We start from the raw sequence: 25069 nt of genomic DNA, 5'->3' as shown, positions 1-25069 counted from the left end.
ACCATAGCAAGTTGGTCCCACCCCTTCCCATCCCGAACAGGACCGTGAAACAACTCTGCGCCGATGATAGTGCTGCAACCAGTGTGAAAGTAGGTTATCGTCAGGCTAGTTATAAGAAGAAGCCCACCAGGTGATCCTGGTGGGCTTTTTTGCGTCCATGCGCCGGGTCTTAAGCGGACCACGGAGACACGTAGGGCGGATTAGCGCAGCGTAATCGGCCATGCATGCGTCACCGCCGGCTCAAGCATGAACCACCGCCTCATGCCGCCGTATCCTTCCCAACAAAAACTGCAAGCACTCCAGCACCTCGAACTGATGATGCAAGAAATACCGCGCCGCGCTGTCCTTGCTGCGGCCTATGCGCACCGTCAGCCATGACTCCGGCGCATCCTTGAAGATCTGCTCGTCCGCCTCATCCTCGCCGATGTAGAGCGCCGTCTGCCGTGAGGCATGGTCAAGCACCGTGTTCAATGTCGTGCGCTTGCCCGGCGCATCCGGCGGCAGCAGATTGATGCCGCTGCGCGCGCCGACCACCACCGGCGCCGGATGCAGTGCACCCAACACCCGCTCGATCTCACGCATCGTGCGCGGCCGGTCGCGCAGCAGCCTGTAATGCAGCCACAGCGAGCATCCGTGATCGGCGATCAGCAAGCCAGGATCGACCTTGTGCAGGCCATGCTCGTCGATCATCTGCCGCAGCCATGCGGCGCAGATATCACGCGCGCGCGGCGCGGCATCCTCCTGCCCGGGCAAGCAACCGGAGCCATGATTCCCAACAAGATAGGCCGGACGCACCGGCAGCCGCGCCTCGACATCGTCCAGGCTGCGGCCGGTGATGACGGCGACCGGCAGCAACGCGCACAGGTCGCGGAAGCAGCGTTCCAGCGCCGGCTGCATGCGCGCCTGGCTGGGCAGCACGACTGGCGGCGCCAGCGTGCCGTCGAAAGTGAAAGCGAGTACCGGCTCGGTCGCGACAAGCTCCGCGAGCGCCCGTTTGCCGGCTAATGAAAGCAAATGAATCATGCCCCTCCTTGTTGCGCGGCGCCTTGCTTGGTGAAAGCGGCAGCCCGCGGGTGGTCAGAGGGGTTCGAACTGAACCGTATCGTGGCGGCGCGGAACGCCGTGCCACGGAGCTCGGGCCGACATCGCCCGTTCAAACCCAGTTAAAGAAAATTATCGTACTGCCCGCAATGAAGCATGTCAAACACGATTCTATTGAACAGTTGATGTAGAAATGATTCGACGCAACTATAAGCGTTGCTTTCCGCGCTTTTTGTGCCTTAGGGCATGTATGATGGACGATCGCACTGTTTAACTCTCGAGGTGTATTCATGGCAAATAAATTCCGTCTGGTCACCCGCAGCGATTTCGACGGCCTCGTCTGCGCCGTGCTGCTGAAGCACTTGGACATGATCGATGACATCCTGTTTGTTCATCCGAAGGATATGCAGGACGGGAAGATCGCGATCACCGACAACGACATCACGACCAATCTTCCCTATGTGCCAGGCGTGCACATCGCCTTCGACCACCATCTGTCGGAAACCATCCGCAACACCGGTGAGCGCGCCAACCATGTGATCCATCCGGAGGCGCCGTCGGCCGCGCGGGTGGTCTACGATTACTACGGCGCCGAGAAGGCTTTCCCGGCCTCATGGGGCGAGATGATGGCGGCAGTCGACAAGGGCGACGCCGCGCGTTTCAACGAACAGGAAGTACTCAATCCGGAAGGTTGGGACTTGCTGAACTTCCTGATGGACGCGCGTACCGGCCTGGGCCGCTTCCGCGAGTTCCGCATCTCGAACTACAACCTGATGATGGACTTGATCGATGCGTGCAAGAACCACACGATCGAACAGATCATGGCCTTGCCGGACGTGAAGGAGCGCAAGGACCTGTACTTCGAGCACGCGGAGAAATGCAAGGACCAGATCCGCCGCTGCGCGACCGTGCACAAGAACCTGGTGGTGCTGGATCTGCGCAACGAGGAGATCATCTTCGCCGGCAACCGTTTTATCGTCTACGCGCTGTTCCCGCAGACGAATATCTCGATCCATGTGCTGTGGGGGCTAAAGAACCAGAACACCGTGTTCGCCACCGGCAAATCGATCTTGAACCGCACATCGAAGACCAACATCGGCGCCCTGATGCTGGAGTACGGCGGCGGCGGGCACGAGAACGCCGGCACCTGCCAGGTCGACAACGAGCGCGCCGAGGAGGTGCTGGGCGCGCTGATCCACCGGATCAATTCCGAAGGGTAAAAAAACGGCGCCGAGGCGCCGTTTTTCATTTCCGCGATCCGTCGCCGGTCAGAACTCTTTTTCCGGCAGCGCGATCTGGTTGTCGGTGCTGAACTGGTAGTCCTTGAACACGTGTTCGGCCGACAGCAATTGGTATTCGCCGTCCGGTTTCTTGTGCGTGGTGTCCTTCAGGCGGTAGGTGTAGTGGCCGCAGGTCCAGCAGTTGAAGTTGCGCATGTGCGTGCACAGGCAGGTCTTGTCCATCACGACGATGTTTTTCTCGTTCGGATGGGCCGCCACTTCGCGGTTGTACGAATTGATATAGGCGCAGTTGCCGGTCGCGTCCAGCAGGTAGCCGTAGGATTCGCAGCCCGGACGGATGCCGGCGCCGATCGCCGGCGTGCTCTTGAGCATGCGCATCGGATAGCCGGTCGGCGAGATGCCGTTGACGATGATGTCGTCCTCGGTGGCCTTGACGTATTCCTGCTTGACCTTGGCCGGCAGGCCGCATTCGTTGGTGATGGTGAAGCGGGTCGCCACCTGCACGCCCGCCGCGCCCGCCTCGAGGAAGCGGACGGCGTCGCTGCCGGTGAAGATGCCGCCGGCGGCGATCAGCGGAATGTCGAGGTTCTCTGCCTTCAGGTAGGCCAGCAACTCCAGCGTGATGGTCATCAGGTCGTACTCGGCCCAGTCCATGCCGAAGCCCAGGTGGCCGCCGGCCAGCGGGCCTTCGACGATGATGAAGTCCGGCAGACGGTCCAGCTTGGCGTTCTTGCGCAGGAAGATCTGCAGCGCGCGCACCGACGAGACGATGATGCCCAGCTTGGCCTCGCGGAAGCGCGGGTGGTCGGCCATCAGCGCGAACGAGCCGAAGTGCAGGCCGGCCGACAAGGTGATGCCGTCGATGCCGGCGTCCAGCGCCGCGTTCAGGCGCGTGCGCAGGGTTTCGCGCGGACCGTTCATGGTCAGCTTTTCCATGCAGTTCACGAAGATCAGGCCATCGCCTTTTTTCGCCGCCATGGTGGCGCCGATGTGGCGGCGCTGGGCGTCGGCCAGGCGCTCGAGGTCGAACTGCACCACCGACTTGTCCGAATTGTTGATGTTGAATTTGTAGAGCTTGGTTTTATCCTTGACGAAGCTCGTATCGAACTTGCGGTCGGACACGTCCTCGACCATCGCGTCGGAGATGTGGCCGATGCCGCCCAGGCGCGCCGCCTCCAGCGCCAGTTCCGAAGTCGAAATGTCCACACCCATTCCGCCGACCATGATGGGCACGTATTCGTTTTTGCCAAATCGCAGGCGGAAATCATCAACACGTTTCATTGCTATCCTTAGACTACCGAGGTTGTTTGCCGGGCATGGGGCCCGGCGCTATGCGGGTCGCGCGGTAGCATCGTCGATGGAGACTAAACCAATTCTACTCCAAGTGTGCTACCGCTCTGTGACGGCGCGGCAACGCCGCGCGGGCGGGATCAGTCGCGGAAGTTGTTGAACTCGAGCGGCATGTCGGGGACGTCCTTGCGCAGCATGGCCATCGCGGCCTGCAAATCGTCGCGCTTGGCGCCGGTCACGCGCACGGCTTCGCCCTGGATGCTGGCCTGCACCTTCATCTTGCTGTCCTTGATGACGCGCACGATTTTCTTGGCCGCATCGGCCTCGATGCCGTTCTTGATCTTGATGACCTGCTTGACCTTGTCGCCGCCGACTTTCTTGATGTCGCCATCCTCAAGGAAGCGCACATCGACCTTGCGCTTGGCCAGTTTGTTGGTCAGCACGTCGCGCACCTGCTGCAGCTGGAACTCGGAATCGGCGACAACGGTCAGTTCGTTTTCCTTGTGCTCGACGGATGCGCCGGTCCCCTTGAAGTCAAAACGGGTGGCGATTTCCTTTTGAGATTGCTCGACGGCATTCTTCACTTCGATCATATCTGCTTCGGACACTACATCAAACGACGGCATGGCTATTTCCTTTTCGTGTGGCATGGGGCGCTACGGCTCCCCATCAAAGTCTGACATTTTAACGGACAACCGGCCAGTCACCCCCATACGGGCGCTGGTTTTTTGCTTGTTTCGCTCTATAATCGACTAAATTAATCAGTTTTTCCTCCATGCATCCATCGTCCCCCATCCAGCATCAGTTTCCCCTGCAGTCCCTCAACACCTTCGGCATCGCCGCGACCGCGCATGCGTATTTGCGCGTGACGAAAACAGAGCAATTGCTCGGCGCGCTTGAGGATCCCGCCTGGGCCGCTTTGCCGCGGCTGGTGTTAGGCGGCGGCAGCAATCTGCTGCTGACGGGCGATTTTCCCGGCCTGGTGCTGCACATCGCGCTCGAGGGCAAGCAGGTCGTCGGCGGCGATGAGCGCAGCCACTTCGTGCGCGCGGCCGCCGGCGAGAACTGGCACGCGTTCGTGCAATGGACCCTGGAACAGGGCATGGGGGGACTGGAAAACCTGTCGCTGATACCCGGCACCGTCGGCGCGGCGCCGATACAAAATATCGGCGCCTATGGACTGGAAACGAAGGATGTGTTCCACAGCGTGACGGTGTTCGATCCGCGCAGCGCGACCACCTACGCGATGGACGCCGGCGACTGCCGGTTCGCGTATCGCGACAGTGTCTTCAAGCAGGACGCCGGGCGGCATCTGATTATTCTCGACGTGACATTTGCGCTGCCGAAGCGGTGGCAGCCGAATTTGCGGTATGCGGAACTGGCGCAGGCGGTGGCGGAGCAGGGCTTCGCCACGCCAAGCGCGCGACAGGTGGCCGATACGGTGGTGGCGATCCGCCGCCGCAAGCTGCCCGATCCGGCGGTGATCGGCAACGCCGGCAGCTTCTTTAAAAATCCGGTGGTGACGGGCGCGCAGTGCGCGGCGCTGCTGGAGCGTTTTCCGGCGCTGGTGCATCACGTGCAGCCCGACGGCACGGAGAAGCTGGCGGCCGGCTGGTTGATCGACCAGTGCGGGTGGAAAGGCAGGAGCCTGGGCGCGGCCGGCGTGTATCCGAAACAGGCGCTGGTGCTGGTCAATAACGGCGGCGCGACCGGCGCCGACGTGGTGGCGCTGGCGCGGGCGATACAGGCGGATGTGCAGGCGAAATATGGCGTGCTGCTGGAGCCGGAGCCGGTGTTCGTTTAGTTTTAACCCACAGACAAAGGGGGCGTACCCCCAAGGGTACGACCCCGCGACGGATCACCGTGCGGGGTTGACGTTTAGCCGAAATGGCAAACGTAATCGACCGTCTCCACCGTCTCGATGTCGAAGTGCGAATTCCCTGGCACTTTGAATTCCTGCCCCGCGCTGTAAGTCTGCCACTCGGTGGCGCCGGCCTGGCGCACCTTGCACACGCCGCCGGTGATTTCCATCGTCTCCGGCGCGCCGGTGTTGAACGTCAGGCTGGACGGGAAGATCACGCCGACGCTCTTCTTGCTGCCGTCGGCGAGGATGATATTGTGCGAAACGCATTTGCCGTCGAAGTAGATGTTCGATTTCTTGACGACGCTGACTTGATCAAATTGAGCACTCATGCTGCTGTTTTTCCTTGTTGGGATGATGGGGATATGGAGCCTGGCAGGTCGTCCGCGCTCATGACGCGGTTGCGGCCTGCGTTCTTGGCGGCGTACATCGCCTGGTCGGCTTGCTCGATCAAATCCTCGATACGCGACTGCGGCGAAGGTATCACGCTCGCCACGCCGATCGACATCGTCACCGATGACAGGTCGGTGGTCGACTGGGGATTCTCGATGGCCAGCTGTTCCAGGTGTCGGCGGCATGACTCGGCCACGATCAGTGCCCCCGTCAGCGGTGTCTCCGGCAGGATAATGGCGAACTCCTCGCCGCCGTAACGCGCCGCCAGATCGGCGGGGCGCTTTAAATGTTCGGTCAGGACGGCCGCCACCTTCTTCAGGCACAAATCGCCCGCGAGGTGGCCGAAGCTGTCGTTATACAGTTTGAAGAAGTCCACGTCGCACAGCAACAGTGTCAGCGGTTTCTTGTCGCGCTGCGCACGTTGCCATTCGATCGCCAGGGTCTCGTCGAAACGGCGCCGGTTGGCGATGCCGGTCAGCGCGTCGAGCGCCGCCAGCTTTTGCAGTTCGATGTTGGCGTCGGCCAGGTTCTTCTGGCTCTCGCGCAGGAAGCGGAACGCCTGGTCGCGCTGCAGGCGGCTGATATGGGCGCCGGAGTGATAGCGCACGCGCGCCAGCAGCTCCAGCTTGTCGGGCAGCTTGACCATGTAGTCGTTGGCGCCGGTGGCGAAGCTGTGCGCCTTGAGCTTCGGGTCTTCCTTGGCCGACAGCACGATCACCGGCACGTGGCGCAGCGATTCCTCGGCGCGGTAGATCTTGATCAAGCCGAAACCGTCGATGGTCGGCATCACCAGATCCTGCAGGATCACGGTCGGTTGCAGCTGCAACGCCGTCTGCGGCGCCTGGCTGGCGTCGGTCACGTAATGGAACTCGATATCGGTCTGGTCGCTCAGCATGCGGCGCACCGCTTCGACGATGATCAACTGGTCGTCGACCAGGAGGACCCGGACTTTGAAGGCGGTCAGCGCCGCTTCTGGATCTGCTGCGAATGCGTGTGCTTCGGACATCGGTGTTCTCTTCATGTATCGGCGCCGGCGCGGATCAGCGGCTGCCCAGGGTACTGCGTAAAACGGGGCCGATCTTCGTCAGCGGTAAAACCATCTGCGCCGCGTCCAGTTCGGCGGCGGCGCGCGGCATGCCGTAGACGGCGCTGCTGGCCTGGTCCTGCGCGATCGTGGTGTGGCCGGCGCGGCGCATGGCCAGCAAGCCCTCGGCGCCGTCGCGGCCCATGCCGGTCAGCAGCACGCCGATCGCCTCGCCCTTCCAGTGCTGGGCGACGCAATGGAAAAACACGTCGACCGACGGCCGGTAGGCGTACTCCTTCGGATTGGCATCGTACCGCAAGCGATAATTTTGATCCAGCGTTAAGTGATCGTTGCTCTTGGCGACAAGGACGGTGCCGGCGGCCAGCTCGTCGCCTTCCTCGGCCGCGCGCACCGGCATGTCGAGCTGCTCGCCGAGCCAGCGCGCGAAATTGTCGGCGAAGTGCTGGTCGATGTGCTGGACCACCACGATGGCGCAACCGCGCGGCGGCGTCCAGCCGGCCAGCATCTTGGAGACCGCCATCGGGCCGCCGGTCGAGGCGCCGATCGCCAGCAGCGACGTCACCGGCGCCGGCATGCCCGGCGCGTCGGCGCCGTGGTGGCCGCCCTGGCCATGGCCGTTGCCGTTGGCTGCGGTCCGGGGCGCCATCGCCTGGCTGCCGCCGCTATGGCGTATCAGCTTGTCCATGGTGCGGATCTTGGCCAGCAGCTCGGCGTCGCCGCCGGGCTGGCCCTGCAACACCGGGGTCGCCGTCACGTCCAGCGCGCCGGCGCCCAGCGCGCGGAACACCTGGTTGACGTTGTCATGCGGCCGGCCGGTCACCACCAGGATCGCGCACGGGCTGTGTTCCATGATCTGCCGGGTCGCCTCGACGCCGTCCAGCTCCGGCATGTTCAAGTCCATCAGGATCAGGTCCGGACGGTTGTCGGCGCACATGCGCACCGCCTCCGCGCCGGTGCGGGCGATCCACAGCACCTGGTGTTCGGCGGTGCTGGCCACCACGCGCCGCAGCGCCTCGGCCGCCATGGCGACATCGTTGGCGATGGCGATCTTCATCTACTGGCGTCTCCAATCAAATCGCTGACCGCGTCCAGCAGCGTCTCGTCATGGAAGCTGCCCTTGGTCAGGTAGTAGTCGGCGCCGGCCGAAAGCCCGCGCGCCCGGTCTTCGGGCCTGTCTTTATAGGAGACTATCATGACTGGCAGCTTATGGAGGTGAATGTCCTTCTTAATAAGCGTGACAAGTTCGATACCGTCCATGCGCGGCATGTCGACGTCGGTGATCACCAGGTCGTAGTCGCCGCTGCGCACCACGTTCCAGCCGTCGATGCCGTCGATCGCGATATCGACCTGGAAGCCCCTGCCAAGCAGCAGTTTGCGCTCCATTTCGCGCACCGTCAGCGAATCGTCGACCACCAGGATGCGCTTGGTCTTGCGCCGTTCGGCGTGGTCGGACTTGGTCAGTTGATGCAGCCCACCCTCGTGCAGCAGTTTTTCGATCGACAGCAGCAGGTCCGGCACGTCCAGTATCAGCACCGGCTCGCCGTCGTCGAGCAGGGCGGCGGCCGAGATGTCGCGCATCTTGCCGAAGATCGGGTCGATGCTTTGCACCGCCAGGCTTTGTTCGCCCCGGATGGTGTCGACCACCAGCGCATAGCGGCGCGCGCCGGTGCCGATGACGACCACCGCCAGCTCGCCGCTGCCGGCGTCGGTGTCGCCCAGTTCGAGCACCTGCGAGGCCGAGACCAGGCCCAGATGCTCGCCGCCGAAGTCGAAGAACTGCTTGTTTTCCAGCGTGTGGATGGTCGATTGCTGTATCTTGATCACCCGTTCGACCTGGGCGATGGGCATGGCGTAGGCTTCGCCCTTGACGTCGACCACCAGCGCGCGCACGATCGACTGTGTCAACGGCAGCGTGATGCAGGTGCGGAAGCCGACACCGAGTTCCGATTCGATGCGCACGGTGCCGTTTTGCGAACGGATGGTTTCGTGGACGATGTCGAGGCCCACGCCGCGTCCGGAAATCTCGGTGGTGCTTTCCTTCAGGCTGAAGGACGGCAGGAACAGGAATTCCAGCAGTTCTGCCGGCGACAGCGAGCCGGCCATCTGCGCGCTGGCCATCTTCCGCTCGATCACCTGGCGGCGGATTTTCTCCAGGTTGACGCCGCGGCCGTCGTCGCTGATTTCGATACTGAGCATGCCGGCGCGGTGCTTCGCCTCCAGCACGATGGTGCCGGTGCCCGGTTTGCCGGCCGCGATGCGCGCCGCCGCCGTGTCCATGCCGTGGTCGATGGCGTTGCGCAGCATGTGGTTGAGCGGGCTTTCGATCCTGGCCAGGATGTCGCGGTCGACCAGCGTGTCCTCGCCGACGATTTGCAGCCGCACATCCTTGCCCATGGTGCGCGCCAGGTCGCGCACCATGCGCGGGAAGGACTGCACGCCGTCGCGGAAGGGCCGCATGCGCATGGTCAGCACTTCGTCCACCATCCCTTGCGAGACGGCCAGCAGGCGGCGCTCGTAGGCTTCGATGTCTGCAATGTGCTCCAGCACGAACTGCTTGAGCGGATGGGTCTTTTGCAGCGCCACCAGGGATTGTTCCTTCAGCTTGGCGTCGGTGCTGTTGGCGAGCGCCTCATGCAGCTGCTCGATGATAGAGAAAAGGCTGCTCTGGTTGCGCTTGAAACGCTGCATGTTCTGCACGAACGGATGCATCTGGTGCGCGTTGATGCGCGACTCGCTGGCCAACGAAAGCAGCTTGTCGAAGTTCTGGGCGGCCTTGGGCGCGGCGTGCGCGCGCGCGGCCGGCGCGGCCGGCGCCTCGTCCTGCGGTGGTGCGGGAGCCGCCACCGGCGCGGGGGCGGGCAAGGGGGGAGCCACCGGCAGCTCGCCGGGCGGGAAGTAGGGCGCCGCCGTCACTGGCGTTGAAATGGGCGGCAGCAGGCCCGCCTCGGCTTGCAGGTCGACCGGCTCGGGAAGGAAGGCGATGGTGGTGATGGCGTCGAGCGTGCGCGTGACGTGGGCGGCGTTGGTGCCCAGCCAGGCGTCAAGGCCGCTGTCCTGGAGGCGGGACAGTTGCAATATCAGGTCGACGCCGGCGAGCAGCACGTCGACCCGGTTGGGCGTCAGGGCCAGCTTGCCGTGTTGGGCGGCGATGAAGGCGTCCTCCATGCGGTGCGCCAGCTGCACCACCACTTCCAGGCCGACGATGGCGGCCGCGCCCTTGATCGAGTGGGCCGCGCGCATCATCGATTCGACCGCGCTGGCGTCGTCCTTCAGGCGCTCCATGGCCAGCAGGCCGTCGGTCAGGATCTGCGTCTGGCTGTCCGCCTCCATGCGGAACAGGTCCATCATGGAGAACTGGCTCAGGTCTCCGTTGTTATCCTGGCTCATCGCAGCGTCCTCGCGAGTTGGTAGCCGATCAGCGCCGCGTCGAGCATACCGATATGCATGTCCTGGTGCGACACCACTCCGGAAAGGAAGCGGCTCAGGCCCTTGTTGATGGTGGCGGCCGGCGCCTGCACGGCGGCGGAGGCGTAGCGCATGATGCCGTGCAGGTCGGCGACCGGCAGCGCGTAGGACTGGTCCTCCCAGCGGATCAGCAGCACGCGCGCGAAGGTGTGGCGATGGGTCGCGGCCTCGCCTTCGCTTTCGTCGATGCCCAGCAGCGCTGCCAGCGACATGCAGGGATGCAGGGTGCCGCCGACGTTGACGATGCCGATCAGCCCGCGCGTGGCGCGGTGCGGCAGCCGGTGCGGTTTGGCCTGCGGCGCCACCGACACGAACAGCTTGGTCGGCAGCGACAGCCATTCGCGGCCGACGCGGAACACCAGGCACGAGGCGTCCAGCGCTTGCGTGTCGGTGGCGGCCTGGCGGAAGTGGGTGGCCCAGTCCTTTTTATAGTCGTCGCCGACCAGGCGCTGCAGGTTGCGCTGCGCGGCGGCGGCGTAGACGTCGCAATTGCGGCAGTGGACGTACTGCTCCAGCTTTTCGCAACTCTGGTCGCCGACCACGCCGATGCGGTTCCAGCAGTCCTCGATGGCGGCGGGCGGGGTGGGCGAGGTGGGTTGGGTGGTGATCGTCATGTGTGGACGCCCTTATGATGCCTGCTGGCGTTTGTAGATGCGCGCCGCGCGTGCCTTGAGCGCGGCGGCGGTGGCCGCGTCGCTGTTGGTTTCGGCCAGCAGGGCCAGATGGCACAATGCTTCGTAGTGGTCCGGCTGCAGATAGATGCAGCGCTTCCAGTAGTCTTCGGCCAGCTGCAGCTTCTTGGTCAACTCGTTGAGCAGCCCGAGTATGAAATAGGCCTCGGCCGAATCGGGCACTTGCGCCAGATAATCGCGGCACTTTGCCTCGGCTTCCTTGAGTTGTCCCAGATCGGCGAGGCGGCGCGCGTCGGCCAGCAGGTCGGCGACCGGCGCCGCGCCCGCAACCCGCGTTGGAGGGGGCGGGGGCGCCTGCGAACGGGCGGGTGTGGGTAACGCCGCGGGCGCGGAGCGCAGCGTCGGCCGGGCGGGCGGCGGCGCCGGCGGCAAATACTGCGGCGGCGCTGCGCGCGCCACCTGGCGTCTTTCGACCACCACTTCCCTGGTCAAGCCGAAGGCCTGCGGGTAGGGCAGCGGAGCGAAACCGTGCTGGCACAGCGATGGCACTTCCGCATAGCCGACAAACAGCTGGCCGTCCCGCCGCAGCAGCTGATCCAGCCTGGCGATGGCCGCCCGCGTGGTCGGCTTGTTGAAGTAGATCAGCAGGTTGCGGCAGAAAATGACGTCGTAGGAGCCCGTGCGCGCGACCGGGTCCGCGTCCAGTATATTGCCTTGCTTGAAGCGCACCAGCTTGCGGATATCGTCGTTGATGCGGAACGCGTCGTCGCCGCAGGCGGTGAAGTGGCGCTCGCGGAAACCCATGTCCTGGTTGCGGAAGGCGTTGCGGCCGTAGACGCCGGCCCTGGCGCGTTCGATGCATCCCTGGCTGATGTCGACGGCGTCGATAATGAAGCGGTCGTGCGGGATGCCGGCGTCCGACAGCACCATCGCCATCGTGTAGGGCTCCTCGCCGCCGGCGCACGGCACCGACAGGATGCGCAGCATGCGCTCGGGCGCGGACGCCAGCCGCGCGGCGATGTACTCGGCCGCCGCCTGGAAGGCTTGCTGGTCGCGGTAGAACCACGATTCCGGCACCACCACCAGCTCCACCAGCGCTTCGAGCTCCCCAGGCGTGATGCCCTCCAGGTAGGCGTCGGCGGTGGGCGCGCCGGTCGCCTCCACGCGCTGCCGGATGGCGCGGTCGACGGCGGACTTCGACAGGCTCAAGCCCGTCGCGGCGTGCAGCATGCTTTGGGCCGGGGTCATGGCAGCGGGTCCGCCGCTTTGTCGGCCGCCTGGAACAGCGTGGCGCGCAGCGATGCCGGCAGCAGCTGCTCCAATTCGACCAGTTGCAGCATGCCGTCGGCGTCGCCGGCCACCTGGCCGAGGAAGGGGGCGGCCAGCACGCCGCTGTCGGTCAGGCGCGCCTCGCCCACCTCCCGGACCCCCAGCACGCGCTCGGCGCGCAGGCCGAGCGGATGGCTGGCGCCCTCCGGCGTGTGGTAGTCGACCACGATGATGCGGGTGTCGAAATAATCCGCGCCGGCGGGCAGGCCGCTGATGCGGCACAAATCGATCACCGGCACCGAGTGGCCGTGGTAATCCATCAGGCCGGCCACGGCGTCGGGCGCCAGCGGCAGGTGTTTGAGCTCGAGCAGCGGCACCACGCGCACCACGTCGCGCAGGCGCAGGCCGTAGCGGTCGGCGCCGATGTGGAAGACGAGCAGTTTCATCGCGCCGCCCGTTCCTAGACCGCGACGGCGAAGTTGGCGACGCTCGTTTGCAGGTCGCCGGCGGCGTACTGCAGCTGGTGCACCGCCTCGCTGGTGGCCTTGAGCGATTCGACCGTCTGCTGGGTGGCGTCGTTCAGCTGCATCATCGTCTCGGAAATCTGCTGCGCGCCGACCGCCTGCGACTGCATCCCCTGCAGCACGGCGTCGAACTGCGGCGCCAGTTTCTGCACCTGGTCCATCACGCCGGAGAGCTGGTCGGTCACCTGGCGCACTTCGCCGACGCTGCGGCGGATCTCCTCGGAGAATTTATCCATGCCCATCACGCTGGCCGAGACGGCCGACTGCATCTCCTTGAGCATCTGTTCGATGTCCCAGGTCGACACCGACGTCTGGTCGGCCAGGCGGCGGATCTCGGTGGCCACGACGGAGAAGCCGCGGCCGGCGTCGCCGGCCTTCTCGGCCTCGATGGCGGCGTTGAGCGAGAGGATGTTGGTCTGGTCGGCGACCTTGGTGATGGTGATCAGGACGCTGTTGATGTTGGATGCCTTTTCCGACAGCGCGGCCAGCTTGGCGTTGATCGAATCGGTGGCCGTGACCATGTGCTGCATCGTGCCATCCATGCGTTGCAGGTTGTTCTGTGCCTCGGCGGTGGCGCTGGTGGTGTAGTCGGCGACGGCGGTGGCGTCCTCCATCGTCTTGAGCAGTTGGATGGTATTGGCCGAGATCTCCTTGGTGGTGCTGAGGATTTCGACGCTGGTCTGGGCCTGCTCGATGCCGGTGGCCTCCTGCTGCTTGGCCGAGGCGGCGATCTCGGTGGCCGAGGTGGTGACCTGGATGCCGGCCTTCTGCACGTTGTTGAGCAGGCCGCGCAGGTTGTCGAACATGCGGTCGAGGCCATGCGCCAGCTGGCCGATGGCGTCGGCGCCGGCGACCTCGATGCGGCCGGTCAGGTCGCCCGAGGCGGCCTTCGACACCACGCCGAGCAGCGAGTCGACCTTGGACTTGAGCAGGTTGGTGGCGGCCTGCTCGTTGGCCTGGCTGTCCTGGATTGATTGCGCCATGCGGTTGAATTCGACGGTGACCTTGCCCAGTTCATCGGCCGACAGCACCGGCGCGCGCGCCGACTGGTCGCCGGCGGCGATGCGCCCGACCGCGTGGGTCAGGTTGTTGATAGGCGCCGACAGCGCCCGCACCAGCAGCCAGGCCACCAGCGCAGCGAGCGCCACGCAGGCCACGCCGCCTGCCGACAGCACCAGCCGCATGCTTGTCTGCAGGCTCTCGGAGGCGGCGGTGCGTTCGGCCAGCAGCCGGTTTTCCTCGGCGGCCGCCTCGTTCATGAACTTATAGACGCCGCCGATGACCGAGTTGCCGCCGGCCAGTTGCGGCGTGCGCCCCATGGCGTCGGCGGCGCCGGGCTTGTCGCCCATTTGCTCGCGCAGCGCCAGCTGCGAGGCGATGACGTCCCTGGCCCAGACGTCGATCATCGATTCGAGCTTTTTAAAACGCTCCAGCTGGGGCGGATTGTCGCGCACCAAGCCTTGCAGCCGCTGGATCGAGGCGGGGATGTCGAGCAGCTCCTTGCGCGTGCGCTCAAGGCGCACCGGCGCGCCGGTCAGGTAGTAGCCGCGCGCCTCCACCTGCACCTGCAGCAGATCGTTGCGCAGGCTGTCGATGGCCTGGATCACGACCATCGTGTGGCGGTCCAGGGCGTTGGCGTCCGACAGGCTGTTAAACCGGTTGTAGGCGATCGTCAGCAACAGCAGGATGATGGCCAGGATGGCGCCGAAGCCCAGATACAGTTTGGTCTTGATGCTCAAATGCTTCAACATTTTTTCTTCTCCCGTGACCGCGTTAGCGGCCGCATTGTCCCATGCTTAGGCCGCGACGGCAAAATTGGCGACGCTCGTTTGCAGGTCGCCGGCGGCGTACTGCAGCTGGTGCACCGCCTCGCTGGTGGCCTTGAGCGATTCGACCGTCTGCTGGGTGGCGTCGTTCAGCTGCATCATCGTCTCGGAAATCTGCTGCGCGCCGACCGCCTGCGACTGCATCCCCTGCAGCACGGCGTCGAACTGCGGCGCCAGTTTCTGCACCTGGTCCATCACGCCGGAGAGCTGGTCGGTCACCTGGCGCACCTCGCCGACGCTGCGGCGGATCTCCTCGGAGAATTTGTCCATGCCCATCACGCTGGCCGAGACGGCCGACTGCATCTCCTTGAGCATCTGTTCGATGTCCCAGGTCGACACCGACGTCTGGTCGGCCAGGCGGCGGATCTCGGTGGCCACCACCGAGAAGCCGCGTCCGGCGTCGCCGGCCTTCTCGGCCTCGATGGCGGCGTTGAGCGAGAGGATGTTGGTCTGGTCGGCGACCTTGGTGATGGTGATCAGGACGCTGTTGATGTTGGACGCCTTTTCCGACAGCGCGGCCAGCTTGGCGTTGATCGAATCGGTGGCCGTGACCATGTGCTGCATGGTGCCGTCCATGCGTCGCAGGTTGTCCTGGGCCTCGGCGGTGGCGCTGGTGGTGTAGTCGGCGACGGCGGTGGCGTCCTCCATCGTCTTGAGCAGCTCCGCCGTGTTGGCGGAGATCTGTTTGGTGGTGCTGAGGATCTCGACGCTGGTCTGCGCCTGCTCGATGCCGGTGGCCTCCTGCTGCTTGGTCGAGGCGGCGATCTCGGTGGCCGAGGTGGTGACCTGGATGCCGGCCTTCTGCACGTTGTTGAGCAGGCCGCGCAGGTTGTCGAACATGCTGTCGAGGCCATGCGCGAGCTGGCCGATGGCGTCGGCGCCGGTGACCTCGATGCGGCCGGTCAGGTCGCCCGAGGCGGCCTTCGACACCACGCCGAGCAGCGAGTCGACCTTGGACTTGAGCAGGTTGGTGGCGGCCTGCTCGTTGGCCTGGCCGTCCTGGATGGCCTGCGCCATGCGGTTGAAGGCCTCGCCGACCTGGCCCAGTTCATCGCGCGAGACCACCGTCGCACGCGCCGACCCCTCGCCGGCGGCGATGCGGCCGACGGCCGTGGTGAGGTGGTTCAGGGGGCCGAGCAGCGCCTTCGCCAGCAGGTAGCCGATCACGCCGGCCAGCACCGCGCAGGCGCCGCCGCCGAGGATCAGCAGCAGCGACATGGTTTGCTGCAGTTGCTCCGAGTTGGCCGAGCGCAGCGCGAGCAGGCGGGTTTCTTCGGCGCTGATTTCGGCGAGGACGGCGCGGGCGTCGGCGACGGTCTTGGCGCCGTTGAGCACATCGGCCGACGTGGCCACCTGTTGCGACACGCCGACCTGGCGGTTCAGGGCGCGGCGCTTGTCGAGCAGCGGGTGGATCACGTTGTTGATCCAGTTGTCGATCATCGGCGCGAGGCGCTTGAGGCGCTGCTGCTGGCCGGGGTTGTCGACCGTGAGCGCGGCGATGTTGGCCTGGTGGCGGCGCGCCGCCTCCTCCTCGGCGGGAATGGGCGCGGTCACGCTCTCCTCGCCGGTGAGCATGAAGCCGCGGGTGGAGGTCTGGATCTGCACCAGCGCCGTCTCGACGCGGTTGGCCTCGAGCAGCACCTGCAGCGTGTGGCGGTCCCACGCCCTGGCCTGCGACAGCTTGCTGAAGTTGGTGTAGGCCAGTGTCAGCAGGATGAGGATGATCAGCACGATGGCGCCGATGCCGATGGCGAGTTTTGTCTTGATACCGAGGTCTTTTAGCATGGGCGTTCCACGACGATAATGCGGTGCAAGCAATGTATCATCTTGTCGCGTCTCGTGGAGGACAAAAAAAACGGGCCGCTGGATCAGCGGCCCGTTTCGGCGTCAAGCGTGGCGGATAAGCTGCGCGATGGCCGGTGTCATTGACCGCGCTTGAGGCGCGCGTTGGCGGCGATGCGCATGCGCAGCGCGTTCAGTTTGATGAAGCCGCCGGCGTCGGCCTGGTTGTAGGCGCCGCCGTCCTCGTCGAAGGTGGCGATGTTCATATCAAACAGCGAGTCGGTCTTCGAATCGCGCGAGACGACGATCACGTTGCCCTTGTAAAGCTTGACCCTTACCCAGCCGTTGACGGTGGCCTGGGTGTGGTCGATCAGGGTTTGCAGCGCGACGCGCTCCGGCGCCCACCAGTAGCCGTTGTAGATCATCGACGCGTAGCGCGGCATCAGGTCGTCCTTCAGGTGGGCCACTTCGCGGTCCAGGGTGATCGACTCGATGGCGCGGTGGCCCTTGAGCATGATGGTGCCGCCCGGGGTTTCGTAGCAGCCGCGCGACTTCATGCCGACGTAGCGGTTTTCCACCAGGTCGAGGCGGCCGATGCCGTGCTTGCCGCCGAGGCGGTTCAATTCCGTCAGCACGGTGGCCGGCGACATGCGCACGCCGTTGATGGCGACGATGTCGCCGCGCTCGTATTCCAGGTCCAGGTATTCGGCCTGGTCGGGCGCGTTCTCCGGGCTCACGCTCCAGCGCCACATGGTTTCCTCGGCTTCGGCGCTCGGGTTTTCCAGGTGGCGGCCTTCGAACGAGATGTGCAGCAGGTTGGCGTCCATCGAGTACGGCGCGCCGCCGTTCTTGTGCTTCATGTCGATGTCGATGCCGGCGTCCTCCGCGTATTTCAACAGTTTTTCGCGCGACAGCAGGTCCCACTCGCGCCACGGGGCGATGATTTTCACGCCCGGTTTCAACGCGTAGGCGCCCAGTTCGAAGCGCACCTGGTCGTTGCCTTTGCCGGTGGCGCCGTGCGAGATGGCGTCGGCGCCGGTCTCGTTGGCGATTTCGATCAGGCGCTTGGCGATCAGCGGACGGGCGATCGAGGTGCCCAGCAGGTATTCACCCTCGTAGACGGTATTGGCGCGGAACATCGGGAACACGAAGTCGCGGACGAACTCCTCGCGCACGTCGTCGATGTAGATGTTCTCCGGCTTGATGCCGAACTTGATCGCCTTGGCGCGCGCCGGCTCCAGCTCCTCGCCCTGACCCAGGTCGGCGGTGAAGGTGACGATTTCGCACTGGTAGTTATCCTGCAGCCATTTGAGGATGACGGAGGTATCGAGGCCGCCCGAGTAGGCGAGGACTACTTTTTTAATATCGCTCATGCTAGTTCCAATGGAGGTGAAGTGGTATAGGTTTTACTGGCCGTCGAGGCGGCCCAGCAGCAGGTATTCGATCAGCGCCTTCTGGATGTGCAGGCGGTTTTCCGCCTCGTCCCAGACCACCGACTGCGGGCCGTCGATCACCTCGGCGGCCACTTCCTCGCCGCGGTGGGCGGGCAGGCAGTGCATGAACAGCGCGTCGGGCGCGGCGCGCGCCATCTTGGCGGCATCGACGATCCAGCCGTCGAAGGCGGCGATGCGGGCGGCGTTTTCCTCTTCGTAGCCCATGCTGGTCCACACGTCCGTGTTGACCAGGTGCGCGCCCTCGCAGGCGTCGGCCGGGTTGGCGAAGAAGGTGTAGCGGTCGGTCGACACCAGCGACATGTCCATGTCGTAGCCCTTGGGCGTGGAGACGTTGACGTGGAAGCCGAACACCTCGGCCGCCTGCAGCCACGAATACAGCATGTTGTTGGCGTCGCCGATCCAGGCCACCGTCTTGCCGGCGATCGGGCCGCGGTGCTCGTAGAAGGTGAAGATGTCGGCGAACACCTGGCACGGGTGGTGCTCGTTGGTCAGGCCGTTGATCACCGGCACGCGCGAGTGGGCGGCGAAGCGCTCGATGATGTCCTGGCCGAAGGTGCGCACCATGATGATGTCGCACATGCGGCTCATCACCTGGCCGGCGTCTTCCACCGGCTCGCCGCGTCCGAGCTGGGAGTCGCGCGTGTTCAGGTAGATGGCGGCGCCGCCCAGCTGGTGCATGCCGGCCTCGAACGACAGGCGGGTGCGGGTCGAGTTCTTCTCGAACACCATGACCAGCGTGCGGTCGATCAGCGGGTGGTAGATCTCGTAGTTTTTGAACTTTCGCTTGATCAGGTGCGCGCGCTCGATGACGTATTCGTATTCGGCCAACGTGAAGTCGGAAAACTGCAGGTAATGCTTGATCGGTTTTTGGATAGGCATAATGACAACTGACAGGTGAACTGGCCCGTGACTGGATGCGCGGCCGGCTGAGCCGGACAATTATAAAGGCAATTCGGCCAAAGGAGCGAATTGCCGCAGATTGTGCTGTCGGCGCGGCCGTATTTAATGGTAGATCCGCCCGGCCGCCGCCCCGGGCGCCGGCGCCGGCGCGGTCAACGGCAGCTCCAGCGTGAACGTGGTGCCGCCGGGCGCGCTGTGCACCGCGATCTGCCCGCCCAGCACCGACGTGACAATATTATAACTGATCGACAATCCGAGCCCGCTGCCGCCCTGGCCCAGCTTGGTGGTGAAGAAGGGATCGAAGATGCGCGACATGTGCTCGGGGGCGATGCCGGCGCCGTCGTCGCCGAACACCAGCGTGACTTTTCCGTCGGCCGGCGTCGCCGCCCGCAGCCACATGCGCCCGCCGCCGTCGCCGGCCTGGCCGGCATCGGCGCCGCCGAACGCGTGCAGCAGCGCGTTGTTGATGAAATTGGCGATGACCTGGCCCAGCGGGCCGGGGTAGCTGTCCATGGAAATATCGGCCGGCACCTCGACGTCGATGCGGTGGCCGCTGGCGCGCACCCGGTTCATCATCGTGGCGATCACCTCGGCGGCCACCTGTTGCAGGTCGAAGCGGCGGCGCTGCTCGGTGGTGCGGTCGACCGCCACCTGCTTGAAGCTGTTGACCAGGTCGGCCGCGCTGGTGAGCCCGCGCATCACCAGCGCGTGGGCGGCGACCGCGTCCCCCAGATAGGTGGACAGGTCGGAGCGGCGCAGGCCGGGGCCGTCCAGGCGTTTGGCCAGCTCCTCGGTCTTCTGGTGCAGGGTGCTGGCGATCAGCAGGCTGTTGCCGATCGGCGTGTTCAATTCGTGGGCGACGCCGGCCATCAGCGCGCCCAGCGCCGCCAGCTTTTGCTGCGACACCAGCTGCGCCTGCGCGTCCTGCAACTGGCGGTAGGCCTGGGCGTTGTCGAGCGCGATGGCGCCGTAGGCGCACAAGGTGCGGAAGATCAGCCGTTCGCGCTCCCCGTAGGCGCGCGCGCGGGCCGCCTGCACCGTCATCACGCCCAGCGTGCGCTCGCCGACCAGCAGCGGTACGTACAGCGCGCACGACATCAGCTGCGTGCCGGGCGCGAGGAAGATGTCGTCCGGGCCGGCGTCGTCGACGTAGATCTCGGCGCGCTCGCGCAGGGAGCGCGCGGCGTTGGCGCGCGGGTTGTCGACGGCGATGGTGTTGCTCGACAGCGGTTCGCCGTTCTCGACGCCGAACACGCGGCTCAGGGTGTCGACGCCGGGGTCGCACAGGTAGATGGCGAAGGTGTTGGCCGGCAGCAGCGCCTGCACGTGGGCGTTGAGGGCGGCGAAGATGGCGGCGGCGTCGAGGTGGGTGGTGATCTCGCGGCCGATCACCGACAGGCGTTCGAGCGTGGCCGTGGTCTGCAGCAGCAGCTCGGCGCGGTGCGCCTCGGACGCCGCCAGCAGCCGGTGGTGAAGGCCCTCGGCGCGGGCGCGCTCGGTCTGGTGGTGCACCTGCATGGCGATGGCGCGGTTGGTGGCCTCCTGGCCGTGGGTCTTGTCGCGCGCGGCGGCCGCGGCCAGCGCCGAGGCGTAGGCCTGGGCGTGGTCGCCGATGCTGGCGTACTGGGCGCCCAGCGCGTCGAGCAGGTCGCCCGGCAAGGTGTAGCCGTCGATGCGCGAGGCCACCGCCAGCGCCCGGTGCAGATAGTGCAGGGTGGCGTTGGGCTCGGTCATGCCGGGCGGCGGCGGCAGCGCGTGCCGCGCATGGATCTCGGACAGCACCCGCAGCGCGGCCACGTGGTTGTCCAGGTGGTCCTGGGCGGTGGCCAGTTCGATCGCGTGGGCGGCGGCGGCCAGCGCCTCGCCCGGGCGGTCGAGGAAGCACAGCGCGTGCGCCTGGCCGCGGCGGGCGATGCTGTGCAGGTCGACCTGGCGCAGCGCGGCGGCGCGCTGTTCCAGGCCGCTGAAGGCGTCGAGCGCGGCGGCGTAGTCGGCGCGGTCGAGCGAGAGGTCGCCCAGGAAGTGCAGCGCCGAGGCGTAGCTGCGGCCGGCCGGCAGCGGCGCCAGCACCGCCAGGGCCTCGGCCAGCAGGTCGGCGCTGGCGTCAAGCCGGCCCAGGCGGCGCATGGTGTCGGCGGTGTGCGACAGGCAGGCGCCGACGCTGCGCGGCCAGCCGGTCGGGCGGGCCAGGTCGAGCGCGCGTTGCAGCCAGTCGAGCGCGGCGTGGTGGTCGTGCAGGATGGCGAAATCGAGGCCGACGTTGACGGCGGCGGTGATGGCCGCGCGCAGCTGGCCGGTGGCGCGCGCGGCCTCGTAGGCGCGGATGAAGTGGCCGGCGGCGGCGCCGTAGTGACCGCCCTGGCTGGCGCGGGTGCCGAAGAAGTCGCCGATCCACGCTGCCACGCCCTGTTCCATCGGGGCCATCGGCGCGGCCGGTTCCACCGTGGCGCCGGCGTCGGCCACCAGATGGTGCTGGTGGTGTTGAAAGTGCGTGCCCCAGCGCTGTTCGGCGGCGCGCAGGTCCTCGATGACGGCCCAGCGCGCGATGGTGGCCTCGGCGATGGCGGCGCGCTCGGCGTCGCCGGCCTGGCCGGCGGCGGCCACCATGTGTTCGAGGTGGGCGATGCCGCGCGGATGGTCGCCGCCGTCGATGGCGACCCAGGCGCGCAGCCAGTGGGTGTCGGCGCAGCCGCGCTGGTCGCCCTGCGCGTGCAATTGTTCGGCGATGGCGGCGGCCTTGGCTTCGGCCTCCGGCAGCCGGCCTTCAAGCCAGTCCGCCTCGGTCTCCACCAGCCGCAGCCGCGCCGAGGTCAGCGTTTGCGCCTCGGGCGCCAAGTTGGTGGCCGGCAGCAGTTCCAGGCCTTCACGGGCGAGGGCGACGGCGCGCGCGCTGTCGCGCTGGCGCAGGTGCCAGGCGAGCGGCACCAGCACCGGCAGGCGGGCCGGCCCGCGCAGGGTCGGCAGGGCGGTTTCCCACTGCGATACTTCGTCGTCGAGCGCAAACATGTCCATCGATGTCCTCGAACCGCGCGTCAGATAACTGTTGATGGAAACGCACGCATAATTTCCCTTGGGAATTATAATCGCCAAACGGGAGATCGTGTGCGCGGCCACACAAAAGGTGGCTCCGATGATGCATCAATACTAATTAATACAGCGTTTGCGACGATTCATGCAACAACTGGCCATACAGCGTGTGGCGCATCCTGGCGATCTTGCCCTCGGCAACCGCCGTCAGGATGGCGCACTGCGGTTCGATCAGGTGACGGCAATTGTAAAACTTGCAATGACCAAGGTAGGGCGCGAAATCGACGAACGCGCGTTCGAGCATGCCTTCGCTGAGGTGGTACAGGCCGAACTCCTGGAAGCCGGGCGAATCGATGATGGACGAACCCGGGCCCAGTTCCGGCAACTGGTACAGCCGGGTGAAGGTGGTGGTGTGCTTGCCGGTGTCGAGCGCGGCGGAGATTTCGCGCACGGCGATGTCGGCGTCCGGCACCAGCAGGTTGATCAGCGACGACTTGCCCATGCCGGACTGGCCGATCAGGATCGACGACTGGCCCGCCAGCAGCGGTTTTAAAATGGCCAGCGCCTCGTCCGGGCGCGCCTTGGCCGATACCTCGTGCACCGGGTAGCCGAGCGAGGCGTAGGGTTGCAGCCGCTCGCGGGTGCGCGCCAGCGTTTCGGTCATGTCGGTCTTGTTGAGGATCAGGCGGGCCTGGATGCCGGCCGCCTCGGCCGCCACCAGCGAGCGCGACACCAGGTCGTCGGCAAAGCCGGGCTCGGTCGCGACGACGATGAACAACTGCGTCAGGTTGGCCGCCAGCAGCTTGGATTTGTACTGGTCCGAGCGGTACAGCAGGGTCTTGCGTTCCTCGATCTTGTCGATCACGCCCTGGTCGGGCGAGGTCATCGTCACGTCGACGATGTCGCCGACGGCGACGTTGGTCTTCTTGCCGCGCGTGACGCATTGCAGCTTGACGCCGCCGGCCTCGGCCAGATAGTGGCGGCCATGGGCGGCGATGATGGTCGCCTTCAGCTTGTCCTGGGTTTGGGTCATGCTTGGACCGCCGTCGAGTCGAACAGCGCGCCGGCCTTGGCCGCGCAGATGAAGTCGTTGTCCGACAGGCCGCCACGGCCATCGTTGACCGAATGGGTATCGTAGCGCACGGTGCAGTTTTTATAAGTCACGGTCATTTCCGGGTGGTGGTCTTCGGCGTGGCTCAGGTAAGCCAGCGCATTGACGAAGGCCATGGTGCGATAGTAATTGAGAAAGCCGAAGGTGCGGCACAGTTTACCGTCTTCCAGCGACCAGCCCGGCACTAGCGGCAGCAGGCGCGCGGCCTCGTCGGCCGTCAGCGCTTGCCTGGCGGGCCGGCTGTGGCCGGCGAGCAGGTCGGCGTGGGTGGCGATCATGTGGCCGCCGCGTTCAAATGGCGGATGCGCACGCTCGCCGGCGGGTGCGAGTCGTAGAACGCCGAGTGCAGCGGGTCCGGCGTCAGCGTCGAGGCGTTGTCCTCGTACATCTTGACCAGCGCCGACACTAGGTCGCGCGCATCGGTGTGCTTGGCGGCGAAGGCGTCGGCCTCGAACTCGTGCTTGCGCGAGCCGATCGACGTCAGGGGGCTGAACAGGAAGGTGAACACCGGCAGCGCCAGCATGAACAGCAGCAGCACCATGGCGTCGTTGCCCTGGCCCGGCAGCACCAGCGGATCGACGCCGAGGCCGGTGTAGAACCACACCTGGTTCTTCAGGTAGCCCAGCAGCGCCAGGAAGCCCAGCGAGATGGCGAACATCATGACGATGCGCTTGATGATGTGCTTGAGCTTGAAGTGGCCCAGCTCGTGCGCCAGCACCGCCTCGATCTCCTGCGGTTGCAGGCGCGAGAGCAGGGTGTCGAAGAACACGATGCGCTTGTTGGCGCCGAAGCCGGAGAAGTAGGCGTTGCCGTGGGCGCTGCGCTTGGAGCCGTCCATGACGAACAGGCCTTTGGAGGCGAAGCCGACGCGCTTCATCAGCCCCTCGATGCGCGATTTGAGCGACTGGTCCTCCAGCGGCGTGAATTTGTTGAACATCGGCGCGATGACGGTCGGGAACAGCACCATCATCAGCAGCTGGAAGCCGCTCCACACCAGCCAGGCGTAGAACCACCACAGGTCGCCCGATTTTTCCATCAAGGTCAGCATGACCCACATCAACGGCAGGCCGATGGCCGCGCCAAGCAAGGCGCCCTTGACCATGTCGGCGAAGAACAGGCCGCGCGTCATCTTGTTAAAGCCGAAACGCTGCTCCAGGCCGAACTGTTTGTAATAGTCGAACGGCAGGTCGATGACGCCCGAGATCAGCGCGAATGCGGCCAGCAGCGCCAGTTGGTAGGCCATGCCGCCGCCGGTCAGTTTAAAGATCTCCACCGACAGCCATTGCAGGCCGCCGAGCAGGGTGAAACCGACCAGCACCAGGGTGTTGACCAGCAGGGTGAACAGGCCGAACTTGGTGCGCGCGACGGTGTAATCGGCCGCCTTCTGGTGGGCGGCGAGGGGGATCTTTTCGGCGAATTCGGCGGGGACGGCGCCGCGATGGGTCAGCACATGACGGATATGGCGCGAGGCCAGCCAGAAGCGCACGATCAAGGTCAAAATGATGAAAGATACGAACAAAATCGAAAACGCGAGTGAATACATTCTATGCCTGTGAGAAAATGGCGGATTCGGATTAACGTGGGCTCACGCGAGCCAAGAGAGAATTATGTCACAAGCTAACGATTTGCCAGAAGGTTCCGCTCCGGCGGTGATCACCCCGCGCCAGAATGAAATGAATCTGGTCTGGGTCGACATGGAGATGACCGGTCTGGAGCCGGACACCGACCGCATCATCGAAGTGGCCGTGGTCGTCACCGACATGCACCTGAACGTGCTGGCCGAGGGCCCGGTGATGGTGGTGCACCAGAGCGACGCGGTGCTCGACGGCATGGACGCGTGGAACAAGGGCACGCACGGCCGTTCCGGCCTGATCGACAAGGTCAAGGCGTCGACCGTGACCGAGGCGCAGGCCGAGGAAGAGCTGATCAAGTTCATGAAGCTGTGGGTGCCGAAGGGCAAAGCGCCGATGTGCGGCAACACCATCGGCCAGGACCGCCGCTTCATGGTGCGCTACATGCCGAAGCTGGAGGCGTATTTCCATTATCGCAACATCGACGTGTCGACGTTGAAGGAGCTGGGCAAGCGCTGGAAGCCGGAGATGGTGGCCGGCTTCAAGAAGCACCAGATGCACACGGCCATGGCCGACATCATCGAATCGATCGAAGAGCTGAAGTACTACCGCGAGCATTTCATCAAGCTGTAAGGGG

At 65.3% G+C, this 25069-nt stretch carries 21 protein-coding genes and 1 rRNA gene; 4 read left to right on the top strand and 18 right to left on the bottom strand.

Going from position 1 to position 25069, the window contains the following annotated elements:
• A 5S ribosomal RNA gene (gene rrf, locus MRBLMU1_RS17410) occupies positions 1–106 on the top strand; the annotation flags it as partial.
• A gap of 134 nt (positions 107–240) precedes the next feature.
• On the opposite strand, the gene MRBLMU1_RS17405 is transcribed toward rrf, so the two are convergent.
• Positions 241–1023 (bottom strand): trehalose-phosphatase, encoded by a 783-nt coding sequence (locus MRBLMU1_RS17405; RefSeq protein ID WP_363503600.1) that lies wholly within the window; start codon positions 1021–1023, stop codon positions 241–243.
• A 308-nt stretch (positions 1024–1331) separates the two neighbouring features.
• Here MRBLMU1_RS17405 and MRBLMU1_RS17400 point away from each other — a divergent pair, with 308 nt between their 5' ends.
• On the top strand, positions 1332–2261 hold the full coding sequence (locus MRBLMU1_RS17400) for an exopolyphosphatase (RefSeq protein ID WP_363503598.1): 930 nt from the start codon (positions 1332–1334) through the stop codon (positions 2259–2261).
• 48 nt (positions 2262–2309) lie between these two features.
• On the opposite strand, the gene MRBLMU1_RS17395 is transcribed toward MRBLMU1_RS17400, so the two are convergent.
• The gene (locus MRBLMU1_RS17395; protein WP_363503596.1) at positions 2310–3563 is read right to left on the bottom strand and encodes a nitronate monooxygenase; all 1254 of its coding nucleotides are present in this window, start codon (positions 3561–3563) and stop codon (positions 2310–2312) included.
• A gap of 149 nt (positions 3564–3712) precedes the next feature.
• Positions 3713–4198: a YajQ family cyclic di-GMP-binding protein gene (locus MRBLMU1_RS17390; RefSeq protein WP_090327570.1), complete on the bottom strand. Its 486-nt coding sequence runs from the start codon at positions 4196–4198 to the stop codon at positions 3713–3715.
• Between the two features lie 149 nt (positions 4199–4347).
• Here MRBLMU1_RS17390 and murB point away from each other — a divergent pair, with 149 nt between their 5' ends.
• Positions 4348–5376 carry a UDP-N-acetylmuramate dehydrogenase gene (murB, locus tag MRBLMU1_RS17385; RefSeq protein ID WP_363503594.1) on the top strand — a complete coding sequence of 343 codons (1029 nt, stop codon included), beginning with the start codon at positions 4348–4350 and terminating at the stop codon, positions 5374–5376.
• 74 nt (positions 5377–5450) lie between these two features.
• On the opposite strand, the gene MRBLMU1_RS17380 is transcribed toward murB, so the two are convergent.
• From MRBLMU1_RS17380 to MRBLMU1_RS17310, 15 genes are all read right to left on the bottom strand, one after another.
• Positions 5451–5765: a pyrimidine/purine nucleoside phosphorylase gene (locus MRBLMU1_RS17380; protein ID WP_363503592.1), complete on the bottom strand. Its 315-nt coding sequence runs from the start codon at positions 5763–5765 to the stop codon at positions 5451–5453.
• The gene (locus MRBLMU1_RS17375) at positions 5762–6832 is read right to left on the bottom strand and encodes a diguanylate cyclase (protein ID WP_363503590.1); all 1071 of its coding nucleotides are present in this window, start codon (positions 6830–6832) and stop codon (positions 5762–5764) included. Before MRBLMU1_RS17375 ends, MRBLMU1_RS17380 begins: the two co-directional genes overlap by 4 nt.
• Before the next feature lie 34 nt (positions 6833–6866).
• Positions 6867–7925 (bottom strand): chemotaxis-specific protein-glutamate methyltransferase CheB, encoded by a 1059-nt coding sequence (gene cheB / locus MRBLMU1_RS17370; protein ID WP_363503588.1) that lies wholly within the window; start codon positions 7923–7925, stop codon positions 6867–6869.
• Positions 7922–10258, bottom strand: a complete 2337-nt coding sequence (locus MRBLMU1_RS17365) for a hybrid sensor histidine kinase/response regulator (protein WP_363503586.1) — start codon at positions 10256–10258, stop codon at positions 7922–7924. The genes cheB and MRBLMU1_RS17365 overlap by 4 nt, the downstream gene beginning before the upstream one ends.
• Positions 10255–10950 carry a chemotaxis protein CheW gene (locus MRBLMU1_RS17360; RefSeq protein WP_363503584.1) on the bottom strand — a complete coding sequence of 232 codons (696 nt, stop codon included), beginning with the start codon at positions 10948–10950 and terminating at the stop codon, positions 10255–10257. The genes MRBLMU1_RS17365 and MRBLMU1_RS17360 overlap by 4 nt, the downstream gene beginning before the upstream one ends.
• A gap of 12 nt (positions 10951–10962) precedes the next feature.
• Complete coding sequence (locus MRBLMU1_RS17355; protein WP_363503582.1) at positions 10963–12216, bottom strand: CheR family methyltransferase; 1254 nt, start codon at positions 12214–12216, stop codon at positions 10963–10965.
• The gene (locus MRBLMU1_RS17350; RefSeq protein ID WP_363503580.1) at positions 12213–12683 is read right to left on the bottom strand and encodes a chemotaxis protein CheW; all 471 of its coding nucleotides are present in this window, start codon (positions 12681–12683) and stop codon (positions 12213–12215) included. The genes MRBLMU1_RS17355 and MRBLMU1_RS17350 overlap by 4 nt, the downstream gene beginning before the upstream one ends.
• A 14-nt stretch (positions 12684–12697) precedes the next feature.
• On the bottom strand, positions 12698–14512 hold the full coding sequence (locus MRBLMU1_RS17345; RefSeq protein WP_363503578.1) for a methyl-accepting chemotaxis protein: 1815 nt from the start codon (positions 14510–14512) through the stop codon (positions 12698–12700).
• A gap of 45 nt (positions 14513–14557) precedes the next feature.
• A complete protein-coding gene (locus MRBLMU1_RS17340) occupies positions 14558–16372 on the bottom strand; it encodes a methyl-accepting chemotaxis protein (protein WP_363503576.1) in 1815 nt (604 codons plus the stop codon).
• Between the two features lie 137 nt (positions 16373–16509).
• Positions 16510–17742: an argininosuccinate synthase gene (locus MRBLMU1_RS17335; RefSeq protein WP_090327521.1), complete on the bottom strand. Its 1233-nt coding sequence runs from the start codon at positions 17740–17742 to the stop codon at positions 16510–16512.
• Between the two features lie 33 nt (positions 17743–17775).
• Positions 17776–18702 carry an ornithine carbamoyltransferase gene (gene argF, locus MRBLMU1_RS17330; protein ID WP_363503574.1) on the bottom strand — a complete coding sequence of 309 codons (927 nt, stop codon included), beginning with the start codon at positions 18700–18702 and terminating at the stop codon, positions 17776–17778.
• 123 nt (positions 18703–18825) lie between these two features.
• The gene (locus MRBLMU1_RS17325; protein WP_363503572.1) at positions 18826–21735 is read right to left on the bottom strand and encodes an ATP-binding protein; all 2910 of its coding nucleotides are present in this window, start codon (positions 21733–21735) and stop codon (positions 18826–18828) included.
• Between the two features lie 136 nt (positions 21736–21871).
• Complete coding sequence (gene rsgA / locus MRBLMU1_RS17320; protein WP_363503570.1) at positions 21872–22783, bottom strand: ribosome small subunit-dependent GTPase A; 912 nt, start codon at positions 22781–22783, stop codon at positions 21872–21874.
• Positions 22780–23139, bottom strand: coding sequence for a 4a-hydroxytetrahydrobiopterin dehydratase (locus MRBLMU1_RS17315; protein ID WP_363503568.1), 360 nt, complete (start codon positions 23137–23139; stop codon positions 22780–22782). Before MRBLMU1_RS17315 ends, rsgA begins: the two co-directional genes overlap by 4 nt.
• Complete coding sequence (locus tag MRBLMU1_RS17310; RefSeq protein ID WP_363503566.1) at positions 23136–24404, bottom strand: M48 family metallopeptidase; 1269 nt, start codon at positions 24402–24404, stop codon at positions 23136–23138. The genes MRBLMU1_RS17315 and MRBLMU1_RS17310 overlap by 4 nt, the downstream gene beginning before the upstream one ends.
• A gap of 64 nt (positions 24405–24468) precedes the next feature.
• Between MRBLMU1_RS17310 and orn the strand changes: the two genes are divergently transcribed.
• Positions 24469–25065 carry an oligoribonuclease gene (gene orn / locus MRBLMU1_RS17305; RefSeq protein ID WP_315221487.1) on the top strand — a complete coding sequence of 199 codons (597 nt, stop codon included), beginning with the start codon at positions 24469–24471 and terminating at the stop codon, positions 25063–25065.
• Positions 25066–25069 lie beyond the last annotated feature (4 nt).

The sequence above is a fragment of the Burkholderia sp. LMU1-1-1.1 genome (assembly GCF_040675865.1).
GTDB lineage: Bacteria > Pseudomonadota > Gammaproteobacteria > Burkholderiales > Burkholderiaceae_D > Rugamonas.
The sequence above is the reverse complement of the archived record's forward strand: the minus strand, read 5'-3'. Positions and strand labels throughout refer to the sequence as shown.